Origin of the sequence: Pseudomonas beijingensis (assembly GCF_030687295.1) — a bacterium.
In the GTDB taxonomy this organism is placed as follows: domain Bacteria; phylum Pseudomonadota; class Gammaproteobacteria; order Pseudomonadales; family Pseudomonadaceae; genus Aquipseudomonas; species Aquipseudomonas beijingensis.
In genome coordinates this window covers 3,378,202-3,391,150 of record NZ_CP117425.1, presented here as the reverse complement: position 1 = coordinate 3,391,150, position 12,949 = coordinate 3,378,202, and the positions used below count along the sequence as shown (strand labels likewise).

16 protein-coding genes are annotated in these 12,949 nt (G+C 60.2%); 4 read left to right on the top strand and 12 right to left on the bottom strand.

Going from position 1 to position 12,949, the window contains the following annotated elements; translation table 11 throughout:
- Window positions 1–27: 27 nt before the first annotated feature.
- Both infC and thrS read right to left on the bottom strand, forming a co-directional pair.
- On the bottom strand, window positions 28–579 hold the full coding sequence (gene infC, locus PSH84_RS15405) for a translation initiation factor IF-3 (protein WP_305483174.1): 552 nt from the start codon (window positions 577–579) through the stop codon (window positions 28–30).
- Window positions 579–2,501 carry a threonine--tRNA ligase gene (thrS, locus tag PSH84_RS15400; RefSeq protein ID WP_014337550.1) on the bottom strand — a complete coding sequence of 641 codons (1,923 nt, stop codon included), beginning with the start codon at window positions 2,499–2,501 and terminating at the stop codon, window positions 579–581. Before thrS ends, infC begins: the two co-directional genes overlap by 1 nt.
- Window positions 2,502–2,872: 371 nt before the next feature.
- Between thrS and PSH84_RS15395 the strand changes: the two genes are divergently transcribed.
- Window positions 2,873–3,175 carry a hypothetical protein gene (locus PSH84_RS15395; RefSeq protein WP_122568172.1) on the top strand — a complete coding sequence of 101 codons (303 nt, stop codon included), beginning with the start codon at window positions 2,873–2,875 and terminating at the stop codon, window positions 3,173–3,175.
- 289 nt (window positions 3,176–3,464) lie between these two features.
- On the top strand, window positions 3,465–3,677 hold the full coding sequence (locus PSH84_RS15390) for a cold-shock protein (RefSeq protein ID WP_007905882.1): 213 nt from the start codon (window positions 3,465–3,467) through the stop codon (window positions 3,675–3,677).
- 67 nt (window positions 3,678–3,744) lie between these two features.
- On the opposite strand, the gene PSH84_RS15385 is transcribed toward PSH84_RS15390, so the two are convergent.
- Window positions 3,745–4,059 carry an I78 family peptidase inhibitor gene (locus tag PSH84_RS15385; RefSeq protein ID WP_122568171.1) on the bottom strand — a complete coding sequence of 105 codons (315 nt, stop codon included), beginning with the start codon at window positions 4,057–4,059 and terminating at the stop codon, window positions 3,745–3,747.
- Between the two features lie 156 nt (window positions 4,060–4,215).
- Window positions 4,216–4,521 (bottom strand): hypothetical protein, encoded by a 306-nt coding sequence (locus tag PSH84_RS15380; protein ID WP_305470485.1) that lies wholly within the window; start codon window positions 4,519–4,521, stop codon window positions 4,216–4,218.
- A gap of 130 nt (window positions 4,522–4,651) precedes the next feature.
- On the opposite strand from PSH84_RS15380, the gene PSH84_RS15375 reads away from it, so the two are divergent.
- On the top strand, window positions 4,652–4,849 hold the full coding sequence (locus tag PSH84_RS15375) for a hypothetical protein (protein WP_122568169.1): 198 nt from the start codon (window positions 4,652–4,654) through the stop codon (window positions 4,847–4,849).
- A gap of 45 nt (window positions 4,850–4,894) precedes the next feature.
- On the opposite strand, the gene PSH84_RS15370 is transcribed toward PSH84_RS15375, so the two are convergent.
- The 8 genes from PSH84_RS15370 to PSH84_RS15335 all read right to left on the bottom strand — a co-directional run bounded on the left by PSH84_RS15370 (window position 4,895) and on the right by PSH84_RS15335 (window position 12,444).
- Window positions 4,895–5,923, bottom strand: a complete 1,029-nt coding sequence (locus PSH84_RS15370; protein WP_305481326.1) for a nucleoside hydrolase — start codon at window positions 5,921–5,923, stop codon at window positions 4,895–4,897.
- Window positions 5,924–5,953: 30 nt separating this feature from the next.
- The gene (gene rbsD, locus PSH84_RS15365; RefSeq protein WP_305470484.1) at window positions 5,954–6,358 is read right to left on the bottom strand and encodes a D-ribose pyranase; all 405 of its coding nucleotides are present in this window, start codon (window positions 6,356–6,358) and stop codon (window positions 5,954–5,956) included.
- Window positions 6,355–7,269: a ribokinase gene (rbsK, locus tag PSH84_RS15360; RefSeq protein WP_305470483.1), complete on the bottom strand. Its 915-nt coding sequence runs from the start codon at window positions 7,267–7,269 to the stop codon at window positions 6,355–6,357. The genes rbsD and rbsK overlap by 4 nt, the downstream gene beginning before the upstream one ends.
- 23 nt (window positions 7,270–7,292) lie before the next feature.
- The gene (locus tag PSH84_RS15355; RefSeq protein ID WP_122568166.1) at window positions 7,293–8,312 is read right to left on the bottom strand and encodes a LacI family DNA-binding transcriptional regulator; all 1,020 of its coding nucleotides are present in this window, start codon (window positions 8,310–8,312) and stop codon (window positions 7,293–7,295) included.
- A 3-nt stretch (window positions 8,313–8,315) separates the two neighbouring features.
- Window positions 8,316–9,293: an ABC transporter permease gene (locus PSH84_RS15350; protein ID WP_018608928.1), complete on the bottom strand. Its 978-nt coding sequence runs from the start codon at window positions 9,291–9,293 to the stop codon at window positions 8,316–8,318.
- Entirely contained in the window at window positions 9,290–10,843 is a 1,554-nt protein-coding gene (locus tag PSH84_RS15345) for a sugar ABC transporter ATP-binding protein (RefSeq protein ID WP_122568165.1), read from the bottom strand. The genes PSH84_RS15350 and PSH84_RS15345 overlap by 4 nt, the downstream gene beginning before the upstream one ends.
- A 55-nt stretch (window positions 10,844–10,898) precedes the next feature.
- Window positions 10,899–11,858 (bottom strand): sugar ABC transporter substrate-binding protein, encoded by a 960-nt coding sequence (locus PSH84_RS15340; protein WP_122568164.1) that lies wholly within the window; start codon window positions 11,856–11,858, stop codon window positions 10,899–10,901.
- Between the two features lie 133 nt (window positions 11,859–11,991).
- A complete protein-coding gene (locus PSH84_RS15335; RefSeq protein ID WP_305470481.1) occupies window positions 11,992–12,444 on the bottom strand; it encodes a hypothetical protein in 453 nt (150 codons plus the stop codon).
- Window positions 12,445–12,649: 205 nt separating this feature from the next.
- Here PSH84_RS15335 and PSH84_RS15330 point away from each other — a divergent pair, with 205 nt between their 5' ends.
- The gene (locus PSH84_RS15330) at window positions 12,650–12,949 is read left to right on the top strand and encodes a DUF1654 domain-containing protein (RefSeq protein WP_122568162.1); all 300 of its coding nucleotides are present in this window, start codon (window positions 12,650–12,652) and stop codon (window positions 12,947–12,949) included.

Sequence of the window (12,949 nt, the reverse complement as noted above, 5' to 3'; positions counted from 1 at the left end):
ATCGCAAGGCCTGCCGTGCCCTGGTGATTACTTCTTCTTTTTCGGGGCGATGACCATGATCAGCTGGCGTCCTTCCATCTTAGGATGCTGTTCGACCGAACCGTACTCGAGCAGGTCTTGTTCAACCCGCTTGAGGAGTTCCATCCCCAGCTCCTGGTGGGCCATCTCACGGCCGCGGAATCGCAAGGATACCTTGGCCCTGTCCCCATCACTCAGGAAACGTACCAGGTTGCGCAGTTTTACCTGGTAATCCCCTTCCTCCGTCCCTGGACGAAACTTGATTTCTTTTACCTGAATCTGCTTCTGGTTTTTCTTCGCCGCGGCAATCTGCTTCTTCTTCTCGAAGATCGACTTGCCGTAGTCCATCACCCGGCAAACCGGTGGGACTGCGTCTGCGGAAATTTCTACCAGATCAAGCTTGGCTTCTTCAGCAATACGAAGCGCTTCATCAATCGAGACGATGCCAATCTGCTCGCCGTCAGCGCCAATTAACCGAACCTCGCGTGCCGAGATATTCTCGTTGATCGGGCCTTTCGGTGCAGCTCGTTTATCTTGTCTCATTTCACGCTTAATAATAATTACTCCAAATCTGGGCGACCACGCCGGGAAACCGCTTGCGCGAGAAACTCAGCGAATTCGGCGACGGGCATCGAGCCCAGGTCAGCACCTTCACGAGTACGCACAGCGACAGTCTGCATCTCGACCTCCCGATCTCCAATAACCAAGAGAAAGGGAACCTTGAGCAAAGTATGCTCGCGGATTTTAAAGCCGATCTTTTCATTTCTCAAGTCGGACTTGGCACGAAATCCGCTTTGGTTGAGAGTTTTTTCGACTTCGGCGGCAAAATCTGCCTGTTTATCAGTGATATTCATGATCACTGCCTGGGTCGGCGCCAGCCACGCGGGGAACGCACCCTCGTAGTGTTCGATCAGAATCCCGACGAAACGCTCGAACGAACCGAGGATCGCGCGGTGAAGCATGACCGGGTGCTTGCGGCTGTTGTCTTCGGACACGTATTCGGCGCCAAGACGGATCGGCAGGTTAAAATCGAGCTGCAGGGTACCACACTGCCACACGCGACCAAGGCAATCTTTCAGCGAGAACTCGATCTTCGGCCCGTAGAAAGCCCCCTCGCCAGGCTGCAGGTCATACGCAAGGCCCGCGCTATCGAGGGCGGCGGCCAGGGCCGCTTCGGCGCGATCCCACAACTCGTCGGAGCCCACGCGTTTTTCCGGACGAGTGGACAGCTTCATCTCGACCTCGGTGAAGCCGAAGTCCCGGTAGACGTCCATGGTCAGCTTGATGAAGGCGGCGGATTCGGCCTGCATCTGCTCCTCGGTGCAGAAGATGTGCGCGTCGTCCTGGGTAAACGCACGCACGCGCATGATGCCGTGCAGCGCACCCGACGGCTCGTTGCGGTGGCAGGCACCGAACTCGGCCAGGCGCATCGGCAGCTCGCGGTAGCTTTTCAGGCCTTGGTTGAACACCTGCACGTGGCACGGGCAGTTCATCGGCTTGATGGCGTAGTCGCGGTTTTCCGACTGGGTGGTGAACATGTTGTCGGCGTAGTTGGCCCAGTGCCCGGATTTCTCCCACAGGCTGCGGTCGACCACTTGCGGCGTCTTGATCTCCAGGTAGCCGTTCTCACGCTGGACCTGGCGCATGTACTGCTCGAGCACCTGGTACAGGGTCCAGCCGTTCGGATGCCAGAACACCATGCCCGGGGACTCTTCCTGGGTATGGAACAGGCCCAGGCGCTTGCCGATCTTGCGGTGATCGCGCTTCTCAGCTTCTTCGATGCGCTGGATATATGCCGCCAGTTGCTTCTTGTCCGCCCAGGCGGTGCCATAGACGCGCTGCAACTGCTCGTTCTTCGCATCGCCACGCCAGTAGGCGCCGGACAGCTTGGTCAGCTTGAAGGATTTCAGGAAACGCGTGTTCGGCACGTGCGGGCCGCGGCACATGTCGACGTATTCTTCGTGGTAGTACAGGCCCATGGCCTGCTCGTCCGGCATGTCTTCCACCAGACGCAGTTTGTAGTCCTCGCCACGGGCCTTGAAGACTTCGATGACTTCGGCGCGCGGGGTGACTTTCTTGATGACGTCGTAATCTTTCTCGATCAACTGCTGCATGCGCTGTTCGATGGCCGCCATGTCGTCCGGCGTGAAAGGACGCTCGAAGGCGATGTCGTAATAGAAGCCTTCGTCGATGACCGGCCCGATGACCATCTTCGCGCTCGGGTACAGCTGCTTGACCGCGTGACCAACCAAGTGGGCGCAGGAGTGGCGAATGATCTCCAGCCCCTCTTCATCCTTGGGCGTGATGATTTGCAGCGTGGCGTCGCTGTCGATGACGTCACTGGCGTCGACCAGCTTGCCGTTGACCTTGCCGGCCAGGGTGGCCTTGGCCAAGCCCGCGCCGATGGATGCGGCGACCTCGGCTACGGAAACCGGATGATCGAACGAACGTTGACTGCCGTCGGGAAGAGTAATAGTTGGCATGGCGCCTCCTCTCCTAGTGGTGACCCCTACCAAAGGTCACGTGGGTTGGGATGAGCCAGTACAAGATCCAGTCCAGGCCATTCAATGACGAACGCCTGCCTTACAGCGGCAGGAGCCTTGCGGCCAACCGGGGAAACCGAACCAGAGTGACTGGGATTCAAATCAGGGTTATTCGGGGTCTTTGCCACCGGGACGAATGATCATCCACAGCCTGGAAATAGCCGAGCCCGGCATGCTAGCACAGATGAACGGTCATCGCCGCGCGGGAATTGAAGCTGGCGTAAATCCAGGGTTTTTATGCCAGAGTGCTGAACTGAACCGAGCGCAACGCCTCAGATAACAAGACATTGACCCAAAAGGAGCATCTTCGCATGCGTCTGAACACATTGTTTGCAGTAGTCGCCCCCCTCGCCCTGCTGCTGCCACTGACCGCCCATGCCGACTGGCCCAAGGGCGAGCGCGAAAAATACATGGCCCAATGCACGCAAGCCGCAACGCCCCAGATCGGCGCGGCCGCGGCCAAGTCCCATTGCGCCTGTGGCGCCGATGCGATCAAGTCCTACCCTGCCTCGGACATCCAGGCCTTGATGGACAACAAGGCCACCCCGGAGCTGCAGCAAAAGGCACTGGGGCAGATCGCAAAATGCAAAGCCGATAACAAGGCGAAAAAGTAAGAAAACAGGCCTCCTGAACGGGCCCGACAGGGTTGAAAAACCCTGATTTCAGGCTTTTTCGAACGATTTATTCAGGTTTTACAGCTTTTTTTATCGTCTTTACTTTCGGCTCAAAGCCTTTAAAACCGGGCCTTTCAGCGGGTAAAGGCGATAAAGCAAACACGACTGATTGGCAAACAGCGCCTGCGGGGGGCTCCCAAATCGAACATTTCGACTATGATACCCGGGTGTGCCCAGTTGGCCTGAGCAGCACAGTACACTGAAAATATATGTTTCTTGGAGATACACCATGTCTAATCGCCAAACCGGCACCGTTAAATGGTTCAACGATGAAAAAGGCTTCGGCTTCATCACTCCTCAAGGTGGCGGTGACGACCTGTTCGTACACTTCAAAGCTATCGAAAGCGACGGTTTCAAAAGCCTGAAAGAAGGCCAGACCGTTTCCTTCGTGGCTGAGAAAGGCCAAAAGGGTATGCAAGCTGCACAAGTTCGCGCTGAGTAATTTCTCCGCGTACTAAAAAACCCCGTCCATGTGACGGGGTTTTTTATGGGCGATTGAAAATCATCGATCAGCCGCAGTTCACCCGGTCGACCACCATGTTGGCATCGGTATTGAGGTTCAGGCGATCGGAGCGGTATTCAAGCGTCACCATGTCGTTGGGCTTGAGGATCCGGGCATTCTGCGCGCCAGCACGGGTACGGGCCTGCTCCAGCAACTGCGGCGAAGCCTTTTTGCCAATGACAAACTCGGCGGCTTTTGCTTCGCAGCGGCTGTGACCGGTCTCGCCCGCCACAGGTTCGGGGGTCGATTCAGAGGTGCTGCTGCAACCGCTCAAGAGCATGGCGGCCAGCAAAGTACTCAATGACGCGAGCTTCCAAGGCATGAAGCCTCCTTTTTTCGATGAATAAACAGAGAGCGTGCGACAACCCAATCGGCGCTTGGTTTCAACACCGCCGCCATCAGTCTGGGGAAAGCTGGCAGTTTGCCTGAGCCCGTTCCCGCTGTTCAGGCATGAATCGTGACTGAATATGAACGACGCTCAATAAACGTCAATGTAATCAAAAGGTGGATTCGGCCAGTTGTCCTTCAGCGCATTGTAGATCTGCATGACCCAGACCTCGTCGCTGGCAGCGACCCGCCCGACGTAGCCTGAACCCTTCGCCCAGGTCTCGAGCCGAAAGCGCAAACCCTCGATGTCTACGCCACCGACCACACCCGAGGACAAATAGGCGGTGCCGCCCTTGGTCACGCGCAGTTGGGTATGCTCGTCGTCACTGGCCGAGGCCAGCAATTGACGAACCGCCTCGAGGGTCAGGCCGCCAGGAGCGTTCAAATCGATCTGCACGGGCGGGGCTCCTTCTGAAACCAAAAAAACAAGTGTCGCACAGCCCTCCCCCAATGCCTAAGTCGCAGTGCCAAATCCCGGGCAAAAATGTTTAACTCAGCCTACAGACCTTCAACTCGCGAGCCCGACCATGAGCACCGTCAGCATCGAAGCCACCATCAATGCCAAATGGTCGGAGGGCCACAGTTCCTATAGCCCGGGCAGCCCGGAGGAACTGGCAATCATCTGCATAGACTTGTTGGTGAAGGAGTTGGGGACGGACGTCGCCCGCAACTTCATCCAGCAGACGTTCGAGCGCTACTCGAGCATCGTCGACGCCGTGGATTGAGGCACGCGCCCGCAGGTCCAGCCTGCGGGTGCATAGCCAGGCGGGTTACTTGAGGCGCGCCAGGCGCTCGGTCAGCAGGTCGAAGACCCCCTGGGCATCACCGTTTTCCACCCAGAACGCGTTCTTCGGCGCCTTCAGGCCGTCATACCAGTCGACGATGGTCTGCCCGAACGTCGGACCCTCGCGACTGTCCACGACGACATTGACCGAACGGCCGGTGAACAGTTGTGGCTTGAGCAGGTAGGCAATCACGGTTGCGTCATGCACCGGCCCGCCCGTCATGCCGTAGTGCTCCATATCGCCCTTGACGTATTCGTTGAGGATATCGCCCACCAACTTGCTGGCGTTGTTGTTCAGCGCCGCGATCTGATTCAGGCGCGCTTCGCTGGTGAGGATCTTGTGGGTCACGTCCAGCGGCAGGTAGGTCAGCTTCACGCCGCTCTTGGCCACCACCTCGGCCGCCTGCGGGTCGGCGAACAGATTGAACTCAGCCACCGGCGTGATATTGCCGCCGTTGAAGTGCGCACCGCCCATGATCACCACTTCCTTGATGCCTTGGACAATGTCCGGTTCCTGGACCAACGCCAGCGCCAGGTTGGTCTGCGGCCCCAACATGGCAATGGTAATGCTGTGGGGCTTGGCCGCCTTCAGCGTGTCGATCAGGTAGTTGACGGCATTGCCCTCGGCCAGCCCCTTCTTCGGCTCGTGCACCGTGACACCCGACAGGCCTTCCTTGCCATGGATGTTTTCTGCGTAGATGGGCGTGCGCATCAACGGTTTCGGCGCACCGGCGTAGACCGGCACGTCTTCGCGCCCTGCCCACTCACGGGCCAGGCGAGCGTTGCGCGAGGTCTTGTCCAGGCGCACATTGCCGGCGACGGTGGTCAGCGCACGGATATGAAGTTCCTCGGGCGATGCCAGGGCGAACAACAGCGCCACCACGTCGTCGGCGCCTGGATCGGTGTCGATGATCAGGTCGATCTTTTCCGCCGCCTGGGCGCTCGTTGCGGTGATCAATGACAAAAGCAGCAGACTCCGGATCAGTTGGTGCATTTTCTCAGCATAGCGGTGCATGGCGCATTCCTTGTGCAGGGTTGAACAGGGTTAGAACGTCACTCCAGCGACCAGCACGATATTGCAGTACGGCGAGCATTCGCCGGTGCGAATGATCGCCCGTGCCTGTTGGCTGATGACCTTGAATTGTTCATGACTGACCAACGCCCGCTCACCCAGCGCACCCTCGGCATGCAGCGCCTCCAGGGTCGTCAGGGCCGAAGGTTGCTTCTCGAGGATTTCCTCGGCCAGGACATGGCTTTCCACCTGCATTTCGCTGAGCACCACCTTCAAGGTGCTGACAAAATCAGGAATGCCATGGGTCAGGGCCAGGTCGATCAATTCGACCTGGGGCGGCACAGGCAGGCCGGCATCACCGATGACCACCTTGTCGCCATGGCCGAGGGAAGCGATCAGTCGCGACAGTGCCACATTCAACAACGGCGTCTTTTTCATGATTTGAAAGCCTGCACTTCCAGCAACGTGGGGATTGAAGGTTGCGCGCCGGATCGGGTGACCGACAGCGCGGCGGCGACCTGACCGAAACGAATCGCATCGACCTCGCTCTTGCCGCTGGCCAAGGCTGCCGCGAAGCCGCCGACAAAGGTGTCTCCGGCCGCCGTGGTGTCCACCGCCTTGACCCGCGGGGCCGGGAAGTGTTCGAAGCTGGCGCCATTGGCGAACATCAGGCCCTGGGCGCCCAGGGTGACGATCACCTTGCCGGCACCGGCGGCGATCAGATGCGCCGCCGCGGCTTCGGCGGTTTCCAGGGAGTCCACCGCCAGCCCGCTCAGCACCGCTGCTTCACTTTCATTGGGAATCAGGTAATCGACGCAGGCATACCAGTCGGCCGGCAACGTATGGGAAGCCGGCGCCGGGTTGAGGATGACGATTTTGCCCAACTCACGGCCGCGCTTGAGGGCATGGCCGACGGTGGCATCCGGCACTTCGAGCTGGCAGATAATGACATCGGCGCTTTGCAGCACTGCATCGACACCGTCCAAGACCTCGGCAGTGAGCGCTCCGTTGGCACCGGCGACGATAACGATGGCATTCTGGCTGTTGTCATCGACAACAATCAGCGCCACGCCGCTGGAATCCTCCACCACGCGCACCGCCTGGCAGTCGATGCCCTCGGCCAGCAGTGCGCCGCGCAATTGCTCGCCGTAGGCATCGTTGCCCACGCAACCGACCATCGACACCTGCGCTCCCAGGCGCGCGGCGGCCACCGCCTGGTTGGCGCCCTTGCCGCCCGGGATGGTGGCGAACGACTCGCCGATCAGTGTTTCACCGCCACGGGGCAAGCGCGGCGCCCGGGTCACCAGGTCCATGTTCAGGCTGCCTATTACCACTACTTTTGCTGGCATACATCACTACTCATCAATTCGGTTCAGCGGTATTGGGCGAATGTACCGGACAGCGGTGCAGTCGACTCACGCAAGACAATACTTGGCGTCACGATCCGCTGGTCGGTGGCAAGGCTCGGTGTCGCGATACGCAGCAGCAGCACTTCGGCCGCCATCTCACCGAGCTGCAGGATCGACTGCCCCACCGTGGTCAACGCCGGGTAGACATAACGGCTCATCTGGATGTCGTCGAAACCAATGACCGACAGCTCGCTGGGTACGCGTATGTTGCGTTCAGCGGCGGCGCGCAGCACACCGATGCCGATCATGTCGTTGGCCGCAAAGATCGCACTCGGCGGCTGCAGTTCAAGCAATTGCGCGGCGGCGCGGTAACCGCCGGTACTGGTGAAATCGCTCTCGAGCATGCGCTCGACGGGCAACTCGATCCCGGCCTCTTTCAGTGCTCGGCAGTAACCGGCCAAACGCATCTGCGCCACGCTGGTGTTGGCCGGGCCGCCGATGAAGGCAATATCGCGGTGCCCCAGCTCCAGCAGGTGCCGGGTCGCCAGGTAGGCGCCGTATTCATGATCGATGCGCACCAGGTCTGCGTCGACGCCATCGAGCCCGCGGTCGACGATCACCATGGGCGTGCGCACGTTGGCCAGCCCCTCGGCCAGGCCGACATCACCGCCAGCGGACGCGAAGATCAGGCCATCGATGCGTTTTTCCAGCAGCACACGCAGGTAGCTGCGTTGCTTGTCCGGGTTGTCGTCAGAGTTGCACAGGATCACGCAATAGCCGTTGCGCTCACAGTAATCCTCGATGCCCCGGGCCAACTCGGCAAAGTAAGGGTTGAGGCTGTTGGGCACCAGCAGGCCGATGGTCGCCGTGGTCTTGGCCTTGAGCGACCGGGCCACGGCGCTGGGCACGTAGTCCAGGCGCTCGATGGCCGCCTCGACCTTGAGCCGCACTTCTTCGCTGACCGGCCGCGTCTTGTTCACCACGTGGGACACGGTGGTGTAGGAAATCCCCGCGAGCGCTGCTACATCCTTGATCGTCGCCATGGTTCAGCCCCGCCGACTGGCGCGCTGGCTGCGATAGGTATCGAGCACGACCGCCACCACGATCACCGCGCCGGTAATGATGCGTTTGGTCGGTTCGGTAGCGCCGATCTGCGCCAGGCCCGCCGCCAGCACGGAGATGATCAGCACGCCAAAGAAAGTGCTGATGACCGAGCCTCGCCCACCCATCAGGCTGGTTCCGCCGATGACCACCGCAGCGATCACCTGCAGTTCCAGGCCGGAGCCGGCGTTCGGGTCCGCGGCCTCCAGGCGAGAAATCTGGAACAGCGCCGCCACACCGGCCAGCAGGCCCATCAGGCTGAACACCAGGATCTTGTAGGGCTTTGGATTGATGCCGGCCAGGCGCACGGCTTCTTCATTGGTGCCGATGCCGATCAGGTAGCGACCGAACACCGTACGAGTCAGCACCGCCTGGGCAATGAAGATCACCAGCAAAGCGATGATGAACGAAGGCGAGATACCAAAGGCGATGGGGTTGGAGAGCCAGGCGAACGAGTCGCCGATGTAGGCGGTCCGCGAACCAGTCATCTGGTACGCCAGGCCCCGGGCCATTTCCAGCACGCCGAGGGAGACGATGAACGATGGAATCCGCCACGCCACGGTGATCGAACCGGTGACCGTACCCGCCAACGCCGCCACGGCCATGCCGAGCAAGGCCGATGGCCAGACACTCCAGCCCCAGCCGAGCACGGCCACGCTGACCGTCGAGGCCGCCAGTGCGAGCACCGAGCCCACCGACAGGTCGATGCCGCCGATGATCAGAATGAACGTCATACCGACCGCCAGCACCATGAGGTCGGGAATCTGGTTGGCCAAGGTACTGAAGGTGTCATAGGACAGGAAATGGCTGCTCAAGGCCGAGAACAGCGCGATCATGGCCAGCAGCGCGCCGGCCAGGCCCAGGTAGGTCCCGAGGCCGTAGAAGTTGCCACTCGATTTGCCGACGGCAGATGCGGTTTTCATGAAAGATCCCTAGGCGCTGCTTCGTTGAGCAGCGCATCACGTTTCTGGTAGCCGGCGAATGCGGCGGCAAGCAAGTCATCCTGGGTCCAGCTGTCGCGCTCGAAGGTGTCGATCAGGCGCCCGGCGGACAGCACGCCGATCCGGTCGCAGATCAACATCAGTTCCCGCAGGTCACTGGACACCACGACCAGCGCCTTGCCCTGGCGAGTCAACTCGCCGAGCAGCGCATAAATGTCGAATTTGGCGCCGACATCGATGCCACGGGTCGGCTCGTCGAACAGCATGACTGCGCAATCGCGTTCGAGCCAACGACCGATCACGACTTTCTGCTGGTTGCCGCCCGACAGCTCGGACACCAACTGGGTCGGGCTGGAACTGCGGATGCGCATGGCATCGACCTGCCGCTGCGCCAAGGCCAGTTCGGCGCTGCCATTGACCAGGCCGGCGCTGGAAATCTCCGGCATGTTACCCAGGGCAATGTTGGCGGCGATGGATTGAGTCAGCAGCAGGCCTTCGCCCTTGCGGTCTTCGGTGATCAAGGCGATGCCATGGGCCACCGCATCGGACGGGGAGCGAATGCTCACGACCTGGGCCGGCGAACCCAGCGCCACCGTGCCGCTGTCGGCCGGATCGGCACCGAAGATCAGCCGCAACAATTCGGTACGCCCTGCCCCGATCAGGCCGGAGATGCCGAAGATCTCGCCACTGCGGACTTCGAAGGACACGTCGCGGACCTTGTCGGAACGGGTCAGGCCTTTAACGGTCAACGCCGGCGCGCCGATCTGGCGTGGACCGAGATCAATGTGCTCGCCCAACTCCCGGCCAACCATCAGGGTCACCAGTTGCTCGCTGTCGTAGTTGGCCATCGGCTCGACGCAGACCAGGTTGCCGTCACGCAGTACCGCAATGCGTTGGGCGACCCGCGCCAACTCTTCGAGACGATGGGAAATGTAGATGATCGACACGCCACGCGCCTGCAGACGAGTGATCTGCTCAAAGAGCATTTCAACTTCGCGGGCCGTCAGCATGGCGGTCGGCTCATCGAGAATCAGCACATGGCAATCGCCGATCAGGTTGCGGGCGATCTCGACCATCTGCTGGTGACCGATCCCCAGCTCGCCGACCAGCGTGTCAGGATCGATTGCATCAAGCCCCACCTGGGCCATGGCTTCGATGGCTGACTTGCGCAATTGCTTGCGGCTGATCCAGCCGCCATGGCTGGGCAGGTTGTCGAGGAACAGGTTCTCAGCCACGGACAGGGTCGGCAGCAGGTTGAGTTCCTGCATCACCATGCGCACGCCCAGCTCTTCTGCCTGGGTCCGGCTGCCAGGGCGATAATCCTGCCCTTGGAATTGCATCTGCCCGGTCGTCGGCGTCACCAGCCCGCCGATGATCTTGGACAGGGTGCTTTTGCCGGCGCCATTTTCACCGGTCAGCGCCAACACCTCACCGCGCATCAACGTCAGGCTGATGTCGGTCAGTACCGGCTGGGCATAGGTCTTGCCGATACCGCTGACGCACAGGACAGCGTTCGGGTCGCGAACGGACATAACAAACTCTCCAATGCGCTCGCCCGGATGGGCGAGCACCGTTGTGTCGCCAGGGTTACGGCTTGGTCACCAGCTCGACCGGAGTTTCGATAACGCCGTTGGTGCCGCTGTCGACTTTTTCGCCCTTGAGGATCTTCAGCGCCGTCTCGATCCCGAAGACAGCCTGCTTGGCGGCGAACTGGTCGGCCGTCGCCAGGACACGACCGTCCTTGAGCATCGGCTTGATGGCATTGATGTTGTCGTAGCCGACCACCTGCACCTTGCCCGCCTTGCCCGCCGCGCGCACGGCCGAGACCGCGCCGACCGCCATGCTGTCGTTACCAGCCAGCAGAGCCTTGATGTTCGGGTATTCGCTGAGCATCGACGCGGCAACCTGGTTGCCCTTGTTGATTTCCCAGTCGCCGGATTGCAGGGAGACGACCTTGACCTGCGCCGCCTCCATCGCATCCTTGAAGCCCGCGGTGCGTGCCTGGGCGTTGGTGGTGGTGGACACGCCTTCGATGATGCCGACTTCGTCACCGGCCTTGAGCTGCTTGGCCAGGTACTCACCGACCAAACGTGCACCCTTGCGGTTGTCAGGGCCTACGAACGGCACCTTGATGTTCTTGCTCTTGACCACGTCCGGATCGAGCTGGTTATCGATGTTGATCACGGTGATGCCGGCGTCGACGGCTTTCTTGATCACCGGCACCATGGCCTTGGAATCCGCTGGCGCGATGATGAGGGCATTGACCTTGGCCACGATCATCTGCTCGACAATGCGGATCTGGTTGGCGGTGTCGGTTTCATCCTTGATCCCGTTGGAGATCAGCTCGAAATCGGCGGAGTGTTCCTTCTGATAAGCCTTGGCACCGTCTTCCATGGTCAGGAAGAATTCGTTAGCCAGGGATTTCATGACCAGGGCGACCTTGGGTTTTTCTGCGGTCTGGGCAAATGCCGAGGAGATAGGCAGCGCAGCGGATGCGGCCGCGAGCATGGCAACAGCGAGAAGGCGTCCAGCGAATGGCAACTTCATGGGTTCACTCCGATCTTATGATTATTGTGAGCAAATCAATGCACGGAACGCCGCGCAAACGTTTGCGTGAAGTGAACTATGGTAAGGCTTCAAAGATTTGTCAACGTTGCGGTTTGATCCGCAACGTCGAGGCTCAAGCCGTCGTGTTGACCACCGAACCCGAACTGGCGCCCTTGGCCAGCTCCGTGACCAGGTGGCCGGTGACTTCCAGCAAGGCGCCACTGGTGTCGGCGATCTGCCCTTGGACCGCCATCACCGCCGAGGCCTTGGCCTCCTCCGTTGGATAGTTGCGCGCCTCGGCGGCAGCCAGTTGTTGTTGCTGCTCCCTGAGCTGCTGCTGAAGCTCTTGCATCCGTTTGAGCAGCACCTGGACCGCCACGCTCTGGGTGCTACCGCCCTCCTGCGCCTGGCCGGTCGCTTCAGCGCCTGCGCCCATGACTGCGCGGACCTTGCCCGAGGTTTGCGCTGTACCCAGGGCCTCATCGGCGGCCTGGGCTTCTGATTCGCTCAGGGCCTTCAGAGTGGCTGCGGATTTGCCACCGATGGTCACGGCTGCCGAATTGGGAAAGCCGATGGAAAACGACATGTCAAAACTCCATAGAGAGGGATTCCTACGAAGGACATCGCCCGCCGAAGCCGTTTCTTTAGCGTCCACTGAAATCAGTCTATAGCTTCGCCATCCTGAGCGGATGACGCCTGTTTACGCCAGCCGATAAAAAACTCCTTTTTCCCACACCAAAACGAAAAAAGCGCTGTCAGACGGTTTTCTTGAATTTTAAGCAGTTGCGTAAATGCCTACAGTTAAATACTGTATGCCCGTACAGCTTAATAAGGATAATCCTTTGGCCACCCCCTCCGCTGCAACTGCCCCCCTAGATTCCTATACGCGACTCGGTCTTCGGGTCTCGAAAATCATCAACGCCCCCACCGCGCAAAAAGCCAAGGCCGCGCTGATCTTCCGTCTGCCCGACGAGCCGGTGGATGAGTGGGAGCGCCTCCTGGAAGAAATCGACGAGAACGACAACGTAACCCTCGCCTATCGCGACGATGGTGGTGTGCAGGTTTTCTGGGTAGTGCCGAAGGAAGATTGA